The organism is Burkholderia sp. AU15512 (assembly GCF_002223325.1).
Lineage (GTDB): Bacteria > Pseudomonadota > Gammaproteobacteria > Burkholderiales > Burkholderiaceae > Burkholderia.
Map to the genome: position 1 here is coordinate 2,818,354 of NZ_NKEX01000006.1, position 13,253 is coordinate 2,831,606.

At 67.4% G+C, this 13,253-nt stretch carries 15 protein-coding genes; 7 read left to right on the top strand and 8 right to left on the bottom strand.

What is annotated here, in order from left to right:
- Nucleotides 1-10: 10 nt before the first annotated feature.
- From pcaD to pobA, 5 genes are all read right to left on the bottom strand, one after another.
- Nucleotides 11-796, bottom strand: coding sequence for a 3-oxoadipate enol-lactonase (gene pcaD, locus CFB43_RS32000; RefSeq protein WP_089498043.1), 786 nt, complete (start codon nucleotides 794-796; stop codon nucleotides 11-13).
- Nucleotides 796-2,169 (bottom strand): 3-carboxy-cis,cis-muconate cycloisomerase, encoded by a 1,374-nt coding sequence (locus tag CFB43_RS32005; protein WP_089498044.1) that lies wholly within the window; start codon nucleotides 2,167-2,169, stop codon nucleotides 796-798. Before CFB43_RS32005 ends, pcaD begins: the two co-directional genes overlap by 1 nt.
- A gap of 88 nt (nucleotides 2,170-2,257) precedes the next feature.
- Nucleotides 2,258-2,914: a CoA transferase subunit B gene (locus CFB43_RS32010; protein WP_085038226.1), complete on the bottom strand. Its 657-nt coding sequence runs from the start codon at nucleotides 2,912-2,914 to the stop codon at nucleotides 2,258-2,260.
- Between the two features lie 11 nt (nucleotides 2,915-2,925).
- Nucleotides 2,926-3,642, bottom strand: coding sequence for a 3-oxoacid CoA-transferase subunit A (locus tag CFB43_RS32015; RefSeq protein ID WP_039344485.1), 717 nt, complete (start codon nucleotides 3,640-3,642; stop codon nucleotides 2,926-2,928).
- A gap of 142 nt (nucleotides 3,643-3,784) precedes the next feature.
- Nucleotides 3,785-5,017 carry a 4-hydroxybenzoate 3-monooxygenase gene (pobA, locus tag CFB43_RS32020; protein WP_089498045.1) on the bottom strand — a complete coding sequence of 411 codons (1,233 nt, stop codon included), beginning with the start codon at nucleotides 5,015-5,017 and terminating at the stop codon, nucleotides 3,785-3,787.
- Between the two features lie 116 nt (nucleotides 5,018-5,133).
- Between pobA and CFB43_RS32025 the strand changes: the two genes are divergently transcribed.
- The 3 genes from CFB43_RS32025 (at nucleotide 5,134) to CFB43_RS32035 (ending at nucleotide 7,592) form a co-directional block, all read left to right on the top strand.
- Complete coding sequence (locus CFB43_RS32025) at nucleotides 5,134-6,060, top strand: LysR family transcriptional regulator (protein WP_069250399.1); 927 nt, start codon at nucleotides 5,134-5,136, stop codon at nucleotides 6,058-6,060.
- Nucleotides 6,061-6,156: 96 nt separating this feature from the next.
- Complete coding sequence (gene folE / locus CFB43_RS32030; protein WP_089498046.1) at nucleotides 6,157-6,789, top strand: GTP cyclohydrolase I FolE; 633 nt, start codon at nucleotides 6,157-6,159, stop codon at nucleotides 6,787-6,789.
- Nucleotides 6,789-7,592 carry an SDR family oxidoreductase gene (locus CFB43_RS32035; RefSeq protein ID WP_089457253.1) on the top strand — a complete coding sequence of 268 codons (804 nt, stop codon included), beginning with the start codon at nucleotides 6,789-6,791 and terminating at the stop codon, nucleotides 7,590-7,592. Before folE ends, CFB43_RS32035 begins: the two co-directional genes overlap by 1 nt.
- A gap of 45 nt (nucleotides 7,593-7,637) precedes the next feature.
- Here CFB43_RS32035 and epsC read toward each other — a convergent pair whose 3' ends face one another.
- Together epsC and CFB43_RS32045 are read right to left on the bottom strand one after the other, a co-directional pair.
- Nucleotides 7,638-8,558 carry a serine O-acetyltransferase EpsC gene (gene epsC / locus CFB43_RS32040; protein WP_089498047.1) on the bottom strand — a complete coding sequence of 307 codons (921 nt, stop codon included), beginning with the start codon at nucleotides 8,556-8,558 and terminating at the stop codon, nucleotides 7,638-7,640.
- Nucleotides 8,559-8,695: 137 nt separating this feature from the next.
- Entirely contained in the window at nucleotides 8,696-8,929 is a 234-nt protein-coding gene (locus CFB43_RS32045; protein WP_011356723.1) for a hypothetical protein, read from the bottom strand.
- Between the two features lie 278 nt (nucleotides 8,930-9,207).
- Here CFB43_RS32045 and CFB43_RS32050 point away from each other — a divergent pair, with 278 nt between their 5' ends.
- From CFB43_RS32050 to fnr, 3 genes are all read left to right on the top strand, one after another.
- Nucleotides 9,208-9,618: a DUF3005 domain-containing protein gene (locus CFB43_RS32050; RefSeq protein ID WP_089498048.1), complete on the top strand. Its 411-nt coding sequence runs from the start codon at nucleotides 9,208-9,210 to the stop codon at nucleotides 9,616-9,618.
- Nucleotides 9,619-10,207: 589 nt separating this feature from the next.
- Nucleotides 10,208-10,675, top strand: coding sequence for a universal stress protein (locus CFB43_RS32055; protein WP_089498049.1), 468 nt, complete (start codon nucleotides 10,208-10,210; stop codon nucleotides 10,673-10,675).
- Between the two features lie 103 nt (nucleotides 10,676-10,778).
- Nucleotides 10,779-11,525: a fumarate/nitrate reduction transcriptional regulator Fnr gene (fnr, locus tag CFB43_RS32060; protein WP_059523493.1), complete on the top strand. Its 747-nt coding sequence runs from the start codon at nucleotides 10,779-10,781 to the stop codon at nucleotides 11,523-11,525.
- Nucleotides 11,526-11,578: 53 nt separating this feature from the next.
- Here the strand turns inward: fnr and CFB43_RS32065 are convergent, their stop codons facing one another.
- Nucleotides 11,579-12,472, bottom strand: a complete 894-nt coding sequence (locus CFB43_RS32065; protein WP_089473827.1) for a LysR family transcriptional regulator ArgP — start codon at nucleotides 12,470-12,472, stop codon at nucleotides 11,579-11,581.
- A 110-nt stretch (nucleotides 12,473-12,582) separates the two neighbouring features.
- Between CFB43_RS32065 and CFB43_RS32070 the strand changes: the two genes are divergently transcribed.
- Nucleotides 12,583-13,203, top strand: a complete 621-nt coding sequence (locus tag CFB43_RS32070) for a LysE/ArgO family amino acid transporter (RefSeq protein WP_089498050.1) — start codon at nucleotides 12,583-12,585, stop codon at nucleotides 13,201-13,203.
- Nucleotides 13,204-13,253 lie beyond the last annotated feature (50 nt).

Genomic DNA, 13,253 nt, shown 5'->3' on the forward strand with positions numbered 1-13,253 from the left:
CGCCGGTGCCTCACGCGGTCAGGAAATCGAGCAGCGCACGGTTGAAGCCGTCGGTGCACTCGATGTTCGAAATATGCGCGGCGTCGAATTCAACGTGCTGCGCACCCGGAATCGCGGCGGCCAGCGCGCGGCCCTGGTCGGGCGGCGTCGACATGTCCTTCGCGCCGGTCACGACGAGCACCGGCAGCGCGATGCCCTTCACCTCTTCGCGCAGGTCGGCTGCGTTCAGCGCGTCGCAGTTCGCTGCATAGCCGTCCTTGTCGGTATGCACGAAGGTGTCGCGGATCGCGTCGAACAGGCGCGGCTCGCGTTCGACGAACGCGTCGGTGAACCAGCGCGGCAGCACGGCATCTGCGAGCGCGGCCATCCCTTCGGTACGCGCCTTCTGCGCCCGCGGTGCCCACACTTCCGGCGAGCCGATCTTCGCGGCGGTGTTCGACAGCACCGCGCGAACGATGCGCGACGGGAAGCGTGCGGCCAGCGCTGCCCCCGTCAGCCCGCCCATCGAGATCCCGCAGAAATGCGCGCGGGCGATGCCGACGTGGTCGAGCAGGCCGATCACGTCGCCGGCGAGCTGCTCGATCGTGTACGAACCGGCCGGCGCGTCGGAATGGCCGTGGCCGCGCGTGTCGTAGCGCAGGATGTTGAAGTGCTGCGTGAGCGGGCGGATCTGCGGCGCCCACATCTGCAGGTCGGCGCCGAGCGAGTTCGAGAAGACGAGCCACGGCGCGTCGTCGCGCGCCGCACGGTCGATCCGGTAATGCAGTTTCACGCCGTTGACAGTGGCGAAAGGCATCAATGTTCTCCTGGTGATTGCGCGCCCGCATGCAGCGCGAGCACGGCGTCGACGTAGGCCTGCGCCTCGCCGACGTAATGAGCGGGATCGAGCAGCCGCGCGAGCGCGTTGCGCGACAGGTGGGCCGACACGGTCGCATCGGCGGCGAGCACGTCGAACAGCGTCGCGCCCGTGCGCACGGCTTCCTTCGACGCGTGTTCGACGACGTGATGCGCGTCGAGCCGGCCGATCTTGTCGCCGAGCGCGAGCATCACCGCTTCGCCGAGGATCAGCCCGCGCGTCAGGTCGAGGTTCGCGGCCAGGCGTTCGGTGTTCACGTCGAGGCCCGCGACGATCTGCGCGATCTGCGCCAGCGCGCCGCCGGTCAGGCGCGCGAGATCGGGCAAGGCATCCCATTCGGCCTGCCAGCCGCCGAGCGCGCGCTCGTGCTCCTGCACCATCCCCGCGAACACCGTCGCGACGAGGTTCGGCGCACGCACGGCAGCCGTCAGCACCGCTGCGCAGCCGACCGGGTTGCGCTTGTGCGGCATCGTCGACGAACCGCCCTTGCCGGCGGCAACGGGCTCGCCGAGCTCGCCGACTTCGGTCTGCATCTGCAGCGACACGTCGCGCGCGATCTTGCCGAGCGTGCCCGTCAGCATCCCGAAGCAGGACGCGGCTTCCGCGATGCGGTCGCGCTGCGTGTGCCACGGCACGGCCGGCGCCGCGAGCTTCAGGTCGGCCGCCAGCGCGGCCGTGACGCCGGCCGCGTGCTCGCGCAGGCTCGCGAGCGTGCCGGCCGCGCCGCCGAACTGCAGCACCAGCGCACGCTCGCGCAATTCGGCGAAGCGCGCGCGATGGCGCAGCAGCGCATCGAGCCATTGCGCGAATTTCAGGCCGAGCGTGATCGGCAGCGCCTGCTGCAGCCACGTGCGGCCGATCATCGGCGTCGCGCGATGCGTGCGCGCGAGCGCCGCGAGCGATGCGCATGCGTCGTCGAGCATCGGTTCGAGCACGTCGAGCGTGTCGCGCAACTGCAGCACGGTGGCGGTATCGATGATGTCCTGGCTCGTCGCGCCCCAGTGCACGAACTTCGCGGCCTCGGGATCGTCGGCCTTCACCTGCGCGGTGAGCTGCTTGACGAGCGGAATCGCGAGATTGCCGCCGAGCGCCGCACCGTGCGCGAGCGCGTCGGCGTCGAGCCGGCTGGCCTCGCATGCGCGTTCGATCGGCGCGACCGCCGATGCGGGAATCACCTGCTGCGCGGCGAGCGCACGCGCGAGCGCGGCCTCGACGTCGAGCATCCGCTGGATCGTCGCGCGGGGCGACCAGATCCGGTTGAGCGGCTCGGTGCCGCAGATGAGGGAGGTGAGGCGGGCGCTGTCTTCGAGCATGGCATCAGATTGGGGAAACGGCGTGCGCCTATTGTCCACCCAAGCGTGGCGGCCTGCGCGCAAGCGCACGCGCCGGCACGCTCGGGGTTCAGGCAGCGGCCTTTTGCGTCGCGTCGATCAGCGGCACGCCGGTCAGCTTCTGCAGTTCGTCGAACGACAGGTCGGTGAAGATCTCGCTCACCGCGAGGCCGTCGGCCGTCACGTCGAGCACGGCGAGATCCGTATAGATGCGGCTCACGCACTGCACGCCGGTGACCGGATACGAGCATTGCGCGACGATCTTGCTCTCGCCCTGCTTCGTCAGGTGCTCCATCATTACGAACACCTGCTTCGCGCCGATCGCGAGGTCCATCGCGCCACCGACCGCCGGAATCGCATCGGGCGCGCCCGTGTGCCAGTTCGCGAGGTCGCCGGTCGCGGACACCTGGAACGCCCCGAGCACGCAGTAGTCGAGGTGGCCGCCGCGCATCATCGCGAACGAATCCGCGTGGTGGAAATACGCACCGCCGGTGAGCAGCGTCACGTGCTGCTTGCCGGCATTGATCAGTTCGTCGTCTTCCTCGCCGGCCGCGGGCGCGGGGCCCATGCCGAGCAGCCCGTTCTCGCTGTGCAGGAAGATTTCCTTGCTCGGGTCGAGGTGGTTCGCCACCAGCGTCGGCACGCCGATGCCGAGGTTCACGTACGCGCCTTCGGGGATGTCCTGGGCGACGCGCTTGGCCATTTCATCGCGGGTCAGTCGTTTCATGTCGGGTCTCCTCAGGCGGCTTGGGACGTGGCGTGTTCGGCGGCCAGCTCGGCCGCGTGCGCGGCCTGCGGCACCTCGACGATGCGCTGGACGAAAATGCCCGGCGTCACGATGTGTTCCGGGTTCAGCGCGCCGAGCGGCACGACTTCCGACACCTGCACGATCGCCACCTTCGCGGCGCTGGCCATGATCGGCCCGAAGTTGCGTGCCGTCTTGCGATACACGAGATTGCCCCAGCGATCGCCCTTGTACGCCTTCACGAGCGCGAAATCGGCGTGGATCGGCGTCTCGAACACATACGGCTTGCCGTCGATCACGCGCGTTTCCTTGCCTTCCGCGAGCTTGGTGCCGTAGCCGGTCGGCGTGAAGAAGCCGCCGATGCCGGCGCCCGCCGCGCGGATGCGCTCCGCGAGGTTGCCCTGCGGCACGAGCTCCAGCTCGATCTCGCCGGCGCGGTACAGCCCGTCGAATATCTGCGAGTCGCTCTGGCGCGGGAACGAACAGATGATCTTGCGCACCTGCTTCGCCTTCAGCAGCGCCGCGAGGCCCGTCTCGCCGTTACCCGCGTTGTTGTTGACGATCGTCAGGTCGCGCGCGCCCTGTTCGATCAGCGCGTCGATCAGCTCGGACGGCATGCCTGCCGTGCCGAAGCCGCCGATCATGATTGTCGCGCCGTCGTGGATGTCGGCCACCGCCGACTGAAGCGATTCGAAAATCTTGTTGACCATGTCTCTTCCTGATACGAACCCGCGGCTCGATGCGCGGCCTGTCGAGGGGACACGCGCGTGCCGCGTGCCGCGCCGGGGCCGATGTCGATCCCGGTTTTGTTCGCTATTCGAACCGAGATTCGATTAGCGAACGATGGGCCGATCATAGAGTCGTGCACAGCGCATTGTCAAGGCGGGTTGCCTCGGGGGTCGCTGCGTCGTCGAACGGCAAGCCGACGTAGTTTTCGGCGAGCGACTGCGCGGCGGCCCGCGAGCGCGTCACGTATTTCAGCTCGGCAAACTTCAGACGATTGACGAACGGCGAGTCTTCCGGCGACGAATGCAGCATGTTCGTCATGAAGTACGAGAAGTGCTCGGCGCGCCACACGCGCTCGAGGCAGGTCGCGGAATACGTGTCGAGCAGCGTCGCGTCGCCGTTGCGGTAGCGCGCACCGAGCGCGCGGGACAGCGCGCGGACGTCGGCCACCGCCAGGTTCATCCCCTTCGCGCCGGTCGGCGGCACGATGTGCGCGGCGTCACCGGCAAGGAACAGGCGACCGTGCTGCATCGTCTCGGACACGAAGCTGCGCATCGGCGTCACGCTCTTCTGCGTGATCCGGCCCTCGGTCGGCGTCCAGCCCGTGTCGTTCGAGAAGCGCGTGTGCAATTCGTCCCAGATCCGCGTGTCGGACCATTCGGTGAGGTCTTCGTCGGGCTTGCACTGCAGGTACAGGCGCGTGACCGTGGGCGAACGCATCGAGAACAGCGCGAAACCATTGTCGTGATGCGCGTAGACGAGCTCGTCGAGCGACGGCGCCGCGTCGGCGAGGATGCCGAGCCACGCGAACGGATAGACGCGCTCGAACGTGTTCAGCCGCTCGGCCGGAATCGTCTGGCGCGCGATGCCGTGGAAGCCGTCGCAGCCGGCGATGTAGTCGCAGTCGATGCGGTCTTCGCGGCCGTCGGCGTGCTTGAACGTGACGAACGGGTGCTCGCCCTCGACGTCGTGCAGCGCGACGTCGCTTACTTCGAAGTGCATTGCGTGGCCATGCTCGACGCCGGCCGCGATCAGGTCGCGCACCACTTCGTGCTGGCTGTAGACGGTGATCGCGCGCCCGCCGGTCAGCTCGGACAGGTCGATGCGGTGGCGCTGGCCCGAGAACAGCAGTTCGATACCGTGATGTTCGAGCCCTTCGCGGCGCATCCGGTCGCCGAGGCCGGCTTCGTTCAGCGTGTCGACCGTGCCCTGCTCCAGCACGCCGGCGCGGATGCGGTTCTCGCAGTATTCGCGCGAACGCGCTTCGACGAGGATGGAATCGACGCCTTGCAGGCGCAGCAGATGGGACAGCAGAAGGCCGGACGGGCCGGCGCCGATGATCGCGACTTGGGTGCGCATTGTTCGTCTCCTGAACATTAATTCGAATCGTTGAACACATTTGAGCGCTTTCCCGACTATGCGGCAACGCGATTCAGGAGATATGTTGTATACGTTTTGACGATACTGGCCCGGCGATGGATGCGCTCGATCTGAACCTCATTCCCTACCTCGTCGCGCTCGACGACACGCGCAACGTGAGCCGCGCGGGCGATCTGCTCGGTGTCAGCCAGCCGCGCGTGAGCACGGCGCTCGGCCGCCTGCGCGAGTACTTCGGCGATCCGCTGTTCGTGCGCACGTCGCGCGGGATGGAGCCGACGCCGCGCGCGCTAGCGCTGCTGCCGGCCGCCCGCGACGCGCTCGCGCAGATCGAGCGCGGCCTCGTCGCGCCGCACGACTTCGACCCGGCCGCGAGCACGCATACGTTCTCGATCGCGCTGTCGGACGTCGGCGAGATCGTGTTCCTGCCGAAGCTGCTGCAGGCGTTCGCGACGCGCGCGCCGCACGCGAACCTGCGCTCGGTCTCGCTCGCGCACGACGAAGTCGGGCGTGGGCTCGAAGCCGGTTCGATCGATCTGGCGGTGGGCTACTTCCCGGATCTCGACGGCAACAACTTCTTCCAGCAGCGTTTGTTCACGCACCGGTTCGTGTGCCTGATGCGGCGCGGCCATCCGTTCGAGCAGGCGCCGCCGTTCACGGTCGAGCAGTTCCTCACGTGCGGGCACGCGGTGGTGCGCGCCGAAGGCCGCAGCCAGGAAGTGCTCGAGAAATATCTCGCGAAGCAGCGCATGCAGCGCCGTGCGGTACTCGAGACGCCGCACTTCATGAGCCTGCCGTTCATCCTGAGCCGCACCGACCTGATCGCGACGGTGCCGCATGCGATCGGCTATGCGTACGCGGCCGAGCACGCGTTCATCGTGCCCGTCGAGCCGCCGCTCGCGCTGCCGCGCTTCGACCTGAAGCAGCACTGGCATCGCAAGTATCACAACGATCCGCGCACCGCGTGGCTGCGCGGCGTCGTCGCGTCGCTGTTCAACGACGAGCAGGACGAATGGCCGAAGTGAGTGCCCGGCCCCAGGCCGCACACACGCCCCGCGAAAGCATGAAACAATGCCCGGATTCCGCGCCGCCCCGGCGGCGGCATTCGATGGAGCAGATAGATGGCTAAAAAGAAGTCCGCGCGGCCCGAGCCGGCCGCATCCCGACCGAGCCGCGAAGAAGCGGAAGACGCCGTTCGCGTGCTGTTGCGCTGGGCCGGCGACGATCCCGCGCGCGAAGGCCTGATCGACACGCCCGCGCGGGTCGTGCGCGCCTATGAGGAGTTCTTCGCCGGCTATGCGCTGGAGCCGCGCGACATCCTCGCGCGCACGTTCAGCGAAGTCGACGGCTACGACGAAATGATCGTGCTGAAGGACATCCGCTTCGAGAGCTATTGCGAGCACCACATGGTGCCGATCATCGGCCGCGCGCACGTCGCGTATCTGCCGAATCATCGCGTGGTCGGCATCTCGAAGCTCGCGCGCCTCGTCGACGCGTTCGCGAAGCGCCTGCAGATCCAGGAAAAGATGACCGTGCAGATCGCCGACACGCTGTTCGACGTACTGCAGCCGAAGGGCGTCGGCGTGATCCTCGAGGCCGCGCACCAGTGCATTTCCACACGCGGCGTGCACAAGCCGGGCGTCGAGATGGTCACGTCGCGCATGCTCGGTACGTTCCGCACCGATCCGTCGACACGGCGCGAATTCCTGTCGATCGTCGCGAATCCTTCTTCCGTGAATCTGACGAATACGTAATGGAGCAGACGAAGCAAGCGGCGCACGCGCCCGTCGTGCTCGTGACCGGCGCCGCGCGCCGGGCCGGGCGCGCGTTCGCCGAGTATTTCGCCGCGCACGGCTATCGCACCGCGGTGCATTACGACCGTTCGGCCGATGCCGCGCAGGCGGCGGCCCGTGCGATCGCCGAGCGCGGACACGATTCGGTCGCGCTGCAGGCCGACCTGTCGGATGCCGCGCAGATCACCGCGCTGATCGACCAGGTGTATGCGCGCTTCGGGCGCCTCGACGTGCTCGTCAACAACGCGTCGGTGTTCTGGCAGGACCATTTCCCGAGCTTCGACCTCGCGGCGTTCGATCAGGCGTGGGCCGTCAACTGCCGCGCGCCGATCCTGCTCACGCGCGCGTTCTACGAACGGGCCCGCGCGGCCGGCGCGCAGGGTGTCGTCGTGAACGTGGTCGACCAGAAGATCAAGGAAAACTTTCACCGCGACCATTTCAGCTATACGGTCGCGAAGGCCGCGCTCGGCAACCTCACGCAGATGCTTGCGCTGTCGTCCGCGCCGGTGCTGCGCGTGAATGCGGTGTTCCCCGGGCTGATGCTGCCGAGCGACGACCAGACGCAGGCCGACTTCGAACACGCGAGCCGCGCCTCGACGCCGCTCGCGCGCATCGCGGGCCCCGACGACGTCGCGAGCGCGATCCTGATGCTGACGGGCAACGCGTACAACGGCGTGGATTTCGTCGTCGATGCGGGGCAGAACCTGATCCGCGTCGACCAGGACGTGCTGTACAAGCACCGCGCGCCCGACGGCAAGCACTGACCGGTGCGCGCGTCGACGGCCGGCGGCCGTCGGGCGCGCGCCGCGTTACGGCTTGTCGGCGCTCCCGCCTTCTCGCACCTTGCCCTGCGCGACGCTCGTGCCGGGCGGCACGCTGTGCGTGAGCCACACGTTGCCGCCGATCACCGAGCCGCGCCCGATCGTCACGCGGCCGAGAATCGTCGCGCCCGCGTAGATCACCACGTCGTCCTCGACGATCGGGTGCCGCGCATTGCCCTTGACCAGCGCACCTTCACCATCGGCGGGGAAGCTCTTCGCGCCGAGCGTGACGGCCTGGTACACGCGCACACGCTCGCCGATGATCGCCGTCTCGCCGATCACGACGCCCGTGCCGTGGTCGATGAAGAAGCTCGGGCCGATCTGCGCGCCCGGGTGGATGTCGATGCCGGTCGCCGAGTGGGCGATTTCATTGATGAACCGCGCCAGCAGCGGCACGCCCAGCTGGTGCAGCGCATGCGCGAGCCGGTGATGCATCATCGCCAGCACGCCGGGGTAGCACAGCAGGATCTCGGTGATGTGCTGCGCGGCCGGATCGCCTGCATAGGCCGCCTGGATATCGCTGACGAGCAGCGCACGGACCGCCGGCAACTGCCGGCCGAATTCGCGCGCGATTTCGAACGCGCGTTCGTCGAGCTCGGCGAACGGCGTATCGGCATGCTCGGGCAGGAACGGCAACGCACGGCGGATCTGTTCGGACAGAATGCGCAGCGTGCTCTCGAGCGTGTGGCCGACGTAGAAGTCGACGCTTTCGTCGGTCAGATCCGCTGCGCCGTAATGCGTCGGAAACATCGACGCGCGCAGGCCGGTCACAATCTTGCAGATTGCATCGCGCGACGGCAGTTCGCGAATGCCGCGCGGATGGCGCGTGCGATGGAGTTCCTCGCGCGACTCGCGCAAGCCGGCGACGATTTCTTCAAGGCCCCACTGACGGGCGGGTGATGTCGACATATGCCAATGCAGGCGGCCGCGCTCGGTCGCACGGCCGCTAATAAAGTGACGGGTTCCGCAAGATTACCGCGTTTTTTGTCCGGGAGCGGCACGCCGGGGCTCGGCCGGACGGCCGATGGCACGGGATCGCGACGGCGTCAGATCGTGATGCTGCTCGCGTCGATCCATCGCACGGCCCAGTCGCGCGCGTGCGCGATCGCGTCGCCTTCGTCGTTGAACTGGAGTTCGATCGGGAAAAATCGGTTCGCAACGAGTTCCCCGTCGCTCGATCGGGAGATCACGACGTAGGGTTTGAACGACCCGTCGCTGGCGCGCGCGGGCGCGCAGTTCAACAGATAACCGCGGTGCGTGAAGGCAGTAGTCGCTTGCATGAATCCGCCACCTCTAGTCCCTTGCTTTGTTGTTCACTACCCGTCTTTAAGGGTGCTGCGGCCCCCCGGCGCGGGCAGAGGCGGCGCGACTGAATCCCCTGTCGCCGCTTCGCAGGAAAAGAATCATACTCTGTAGAAAACGCGTCTTCTAGCTGAAATAAATCATGACAAATCAATGCGCGTCGCGCGACCGCGGCGATCGCCCGCGCGCCTTTTCCCGTCATGCCCGGAACGGGATTTGCTTCGATCCGGAACGCTTCGCCGCGAGGAGAGCCGCGATGGAATCATCCGGTCAAACCGAGCGTTCGCGTCCGCGCAGCATCGAGCTCGACAACGACGACACGCACGACAGCACGGTCGACACCGATGGCAAGAACCGCGAGGCGGCGCGCCTTGCCGGCGGCGGGCCGATCTCGCCCGACGAAATCACGCGCAGCAACGCGTCGCTCGTCAACGCGATGCCGGAAGCCGGCGACGGCTTCGCCGGTTTCGACAGCCGCCCCGGCGGCAATCATCCGGCGTTCGCGCTGCGTGCCGGCTACATGGTGATCGAGAAGGGCTTCGACGCGCCGCCGCCCCTGAGCGACGCGCTGTTCGGCCCCGTCCACCGGATGTACGGCAGCACGTACTGGCCCGGCCACCAGCGTCGGCCGGAGCGCGTCTTCGAGCTGACGCCCGTGCCGAGATAGCCGGCGCGGCGTTTGAATCGATCGTTCGTTTGCGACCCGGTATCGGCCAACTAGCCGATGGCTGGGGATCGGCGTACGCCACTGCCGTGCGCCGATCGTGCACCGGACATCGCACGATGCACGATGCACGAACGAATGATTCCGCGCAGCGGCGCGGGCGGCGCCATGCACGCCCTGAATTGCACTGACGCACATGCGTTGATCGAGGTCATGTCGAAACCGCGCGGTTGCGATTGAATGGCGATGCGGGCGATACATCCGCGTGACCGTCCTGTTGTGTCGTGTCGTGTTGTGTCGTGTCGTGTCGATGCGTGCGTGCGCCACACGCGACGCCGATGCGCGCGCATGCCTTCCCGCCGACGATGCAGACAACAGCGGCCACCCCGTCGCACGACACGCAACACGTGTCGCAGCATGCGTAGGTGCCTGGCCTGCGCCGCGGAAACGGAAGCGGCGCCGCCGCGCGGCGCGAACGGCACCTCACTGCAAAGTCACGGTCGTTGGTTTACTCTGCCTCGCAGCATTGCGCATTGCCCAGCCCGATAGGCCATCCGGCCGACTTCGTTTCAACCCGCCACTCGGAGACACTATGTACAAGCGTATTCTGGTTGCCGTCGACGGCAGCGACACGTCCCGCCACGCGTTCGATGCCGCGCTGGCGCTCGCGAAATCGCACGGTGCCGAGCTGCAACCGTTCTACGTCGTCGAGAACGCCGCGATCTACTACAACGTGCCCGGCTACGATCCGTCCGTGCTGCGCGATCAGCTCGTCGCGCAGGGCAACGCACTCGCGAAGGATTTCACCGCGCTGATGCAGGCAGCGGGCGTGAAAGGCGAGACGAAGCTGGGCGAAGCAATGTCGCTCAACGACGTGTCGTCGCTGATCCTCGACGGCGCGAAAGCGTTCGATGCCGATCTGCTCGTGCTCGGCACGCACGGCCGCCGCGGGTTCCGCCGTCTCGTGCTCGGCAGCATCGCCGAGCAGTGCGTGCGCCACGCGACGCTGCCCGTGCTGCTGATTCCGGCGGCCGCCAACGCCGACGAAACGGCCGCGTAAGCAGCGTTCGGCATGCGCGGGCAGTCGCGACGTTTTGTCACCCGACAGCGGCAAGTTGCGGTGGGACAATGATTCCGTCGATTCAACGCCGGAGTAAACGATCATGCTGACGCCCGTCGCCACACGTCCCGCCGCCACGCCTCATGCCGGTAGCTGGGCGCCTCGCCAGGCCGCGCACTGCTCGACGTGCGCCATGCGGCACCTGTGCATGCCGCAGGGCCTGGCGCCCGAAGCGCTCAGTCGCCTCGAGTCGGTCATCTGCGCGGCGCGCCCCGTCAAGCGCGGCGAAGCGCTGTTCCGCGAAGGCGACGCATTCGACAACCTGTACGCCGTGCGCTCTGGCTCGTTGAAAACCGTCGCGACGCGCCACGACGGCCGCGAGCAGGTCACCGGCCTGCATCTCGCCGGCGAAGCGCTCGGCCTCGACGGCATCTGCGACGACACGCATCCGCGCACCGCGGTCGCGCTGGAAGACAGCTCCGTCTGCGTGATTCCGTACAGCGCGCTCAAGGCGCTGTGCTCGGAAGCCGGTTCGATGCAGTTGCGCATGCACAAGCTGATGAGCGAACAGATCGTGCGCGAAACGTCGCAAACGATGCTGCTCGGTTCGCTGAATGCCGAAGAACGCGTCGCCGCGTTCCTGCTCGACGTCTCGTCGCGCTACCTGAAGCGCGGGTACTCGCCGTCGGAATTCAACCTGCGGATGACGCGCGAAGACATCGGCAGCTACCTCGGCATGACGCTCGAAACGGTCAGTCGCACGCTGTCGAAATTCCAGAAGCGCGGCCTGATCGAAATGCAGGGCCGCCACGTCCAGATCGTCGATTTCGACGGTTTGCATCACGTCTGATGTGATGCCGCACGGCGCGCACCTCGCGCGCGCCGCCTGCGTCACGCGATCGATCAATCGAGAAACAGCGCGGCGCGCGCCTTCAGCGCCGCGCTGAAATCGTCGAGCCAGCCGATCGACAAACGCCAGCTCTGCCAGTAAAGGTCGATGTCGATCGTTCGCCCGCGCGACATGTCGACCAGTTCACCCGCCGCCAGTTGGCGGTCGACCATCCGGTCCGGACACATCCCCCATCCCAATCCCGTTTCGCACGCACGCAGGTAGCCCGCGACGTGCGGTATCCAGTGCTGCGGCGGATCGAGATCCGCGCGCGTCACGCGCCGGATGAAACGCGCCTGCAGCCCGTCCTTCGGATTGAACATCACGCACGGCGCGCGGCGCAGCGCATCGCGCGTGATGCCCGCGTTGAAGTAGCGTTCGTAAAACGCCGGCGAGCACACCGCGCGGTAGCGGATGCGCCCGAGCCGCTCCGACCGGCACCCCTGGATCGGCTCCGCCTGCGCGGTCACCGCGCCCTGCACGCTGCCGTCGCGGATGCGCGACGCGGTGTAATCCTGGTCGTCGATCACGAGGTCGAGCAACGTTTCGCGCTCCGTGCAGAACGGCCCGACCGCGTCGATGAACCACGTCGCGACGCTGTCGTCGTTGACGGCCACGCGCAACGTCGGCCACGTGCTCGCGATCTGGCCCGGCAGTGCGGGCATCCGGCCGCCCAGCTCGGCCTCGAGCAGTTGCACGCGCTCGGTATGCCGGCACAGCAGCGCACCCGACGTCGTCGCGACGCATGGCTGCCCGCGCTTGACGAGCACGCTGCCGACCCGCTCCTCCAGCAGTTTCACGCGCTGCGACACGGCCGACGCCGTGACGTTCAGCTCCTTGGCCGCCCGCTCGAACGAGCCGTGCCGGATCACGGCCGCGAGGGCATCGAGCAACGCGTAGTCGAGCATTAGATTTCCTTAATCGGCATTAGGTGATTTAGCTTCTCTTATTTTCAGGCTGACCGCAGACTAGCGCTACCCGATTCATCCGTCTACTGCTTCCACTGCTGTCACCCATCATGAACTGGCTCGCTTTTTCCCACGGCGCCGCACTCTGCGGCTCGCTCATCGTCACCATCGGCGCGCAGAACGCATTCGTGCTGCGGCAGGGCATCATGCGCTCGCACGTCGGCAAGATCGTGCTGCTGTGCGCACTGTCCGACATGATCCTGATCGGCGCGGGCGTCGGCGGCGCGTCGGCGCTCGTCGAACGCTATCCGACCTTCGTCCATGCGGTGCTGTACGTCGGCCTCGCGTATCTCGCGTGGTTCGGCATCAATGCGCTGCGCCGCGCGTTCAAGCCCGGCCACGAAACGCTCGACGTGCGCGGCGACGCGATCGCGCCGCCGCCGCAGAGCGGCCTCGCGATCGTGCTGATGACGCTCGCGTTCACGTGGCTCAACCCGCACGTGTATCTCGACACGTTCCTGCTGATCGGCACGGCCGGCGCACGCGAGCCGGAAGGCGCGCGGCTCGCGTTCGCGATCGGCGCGATGTCGGTCAGCGTCGTGTGGTTCCTCGGGCTCGGCTACGGCGCGCGGCTGCTGGCGCCGTGGTTCCGCAAGGCGACGGCGTGGCGCGTGCTGGATGGCGCGATCGGCAGCATGGTGCTGTTTCTCGCGGCGGTGCAGTTGCGGTAAGGAGGGAAGGGTCGCGGCAGATCCGATCCGCCGCGACGTCGGGTTGTCCG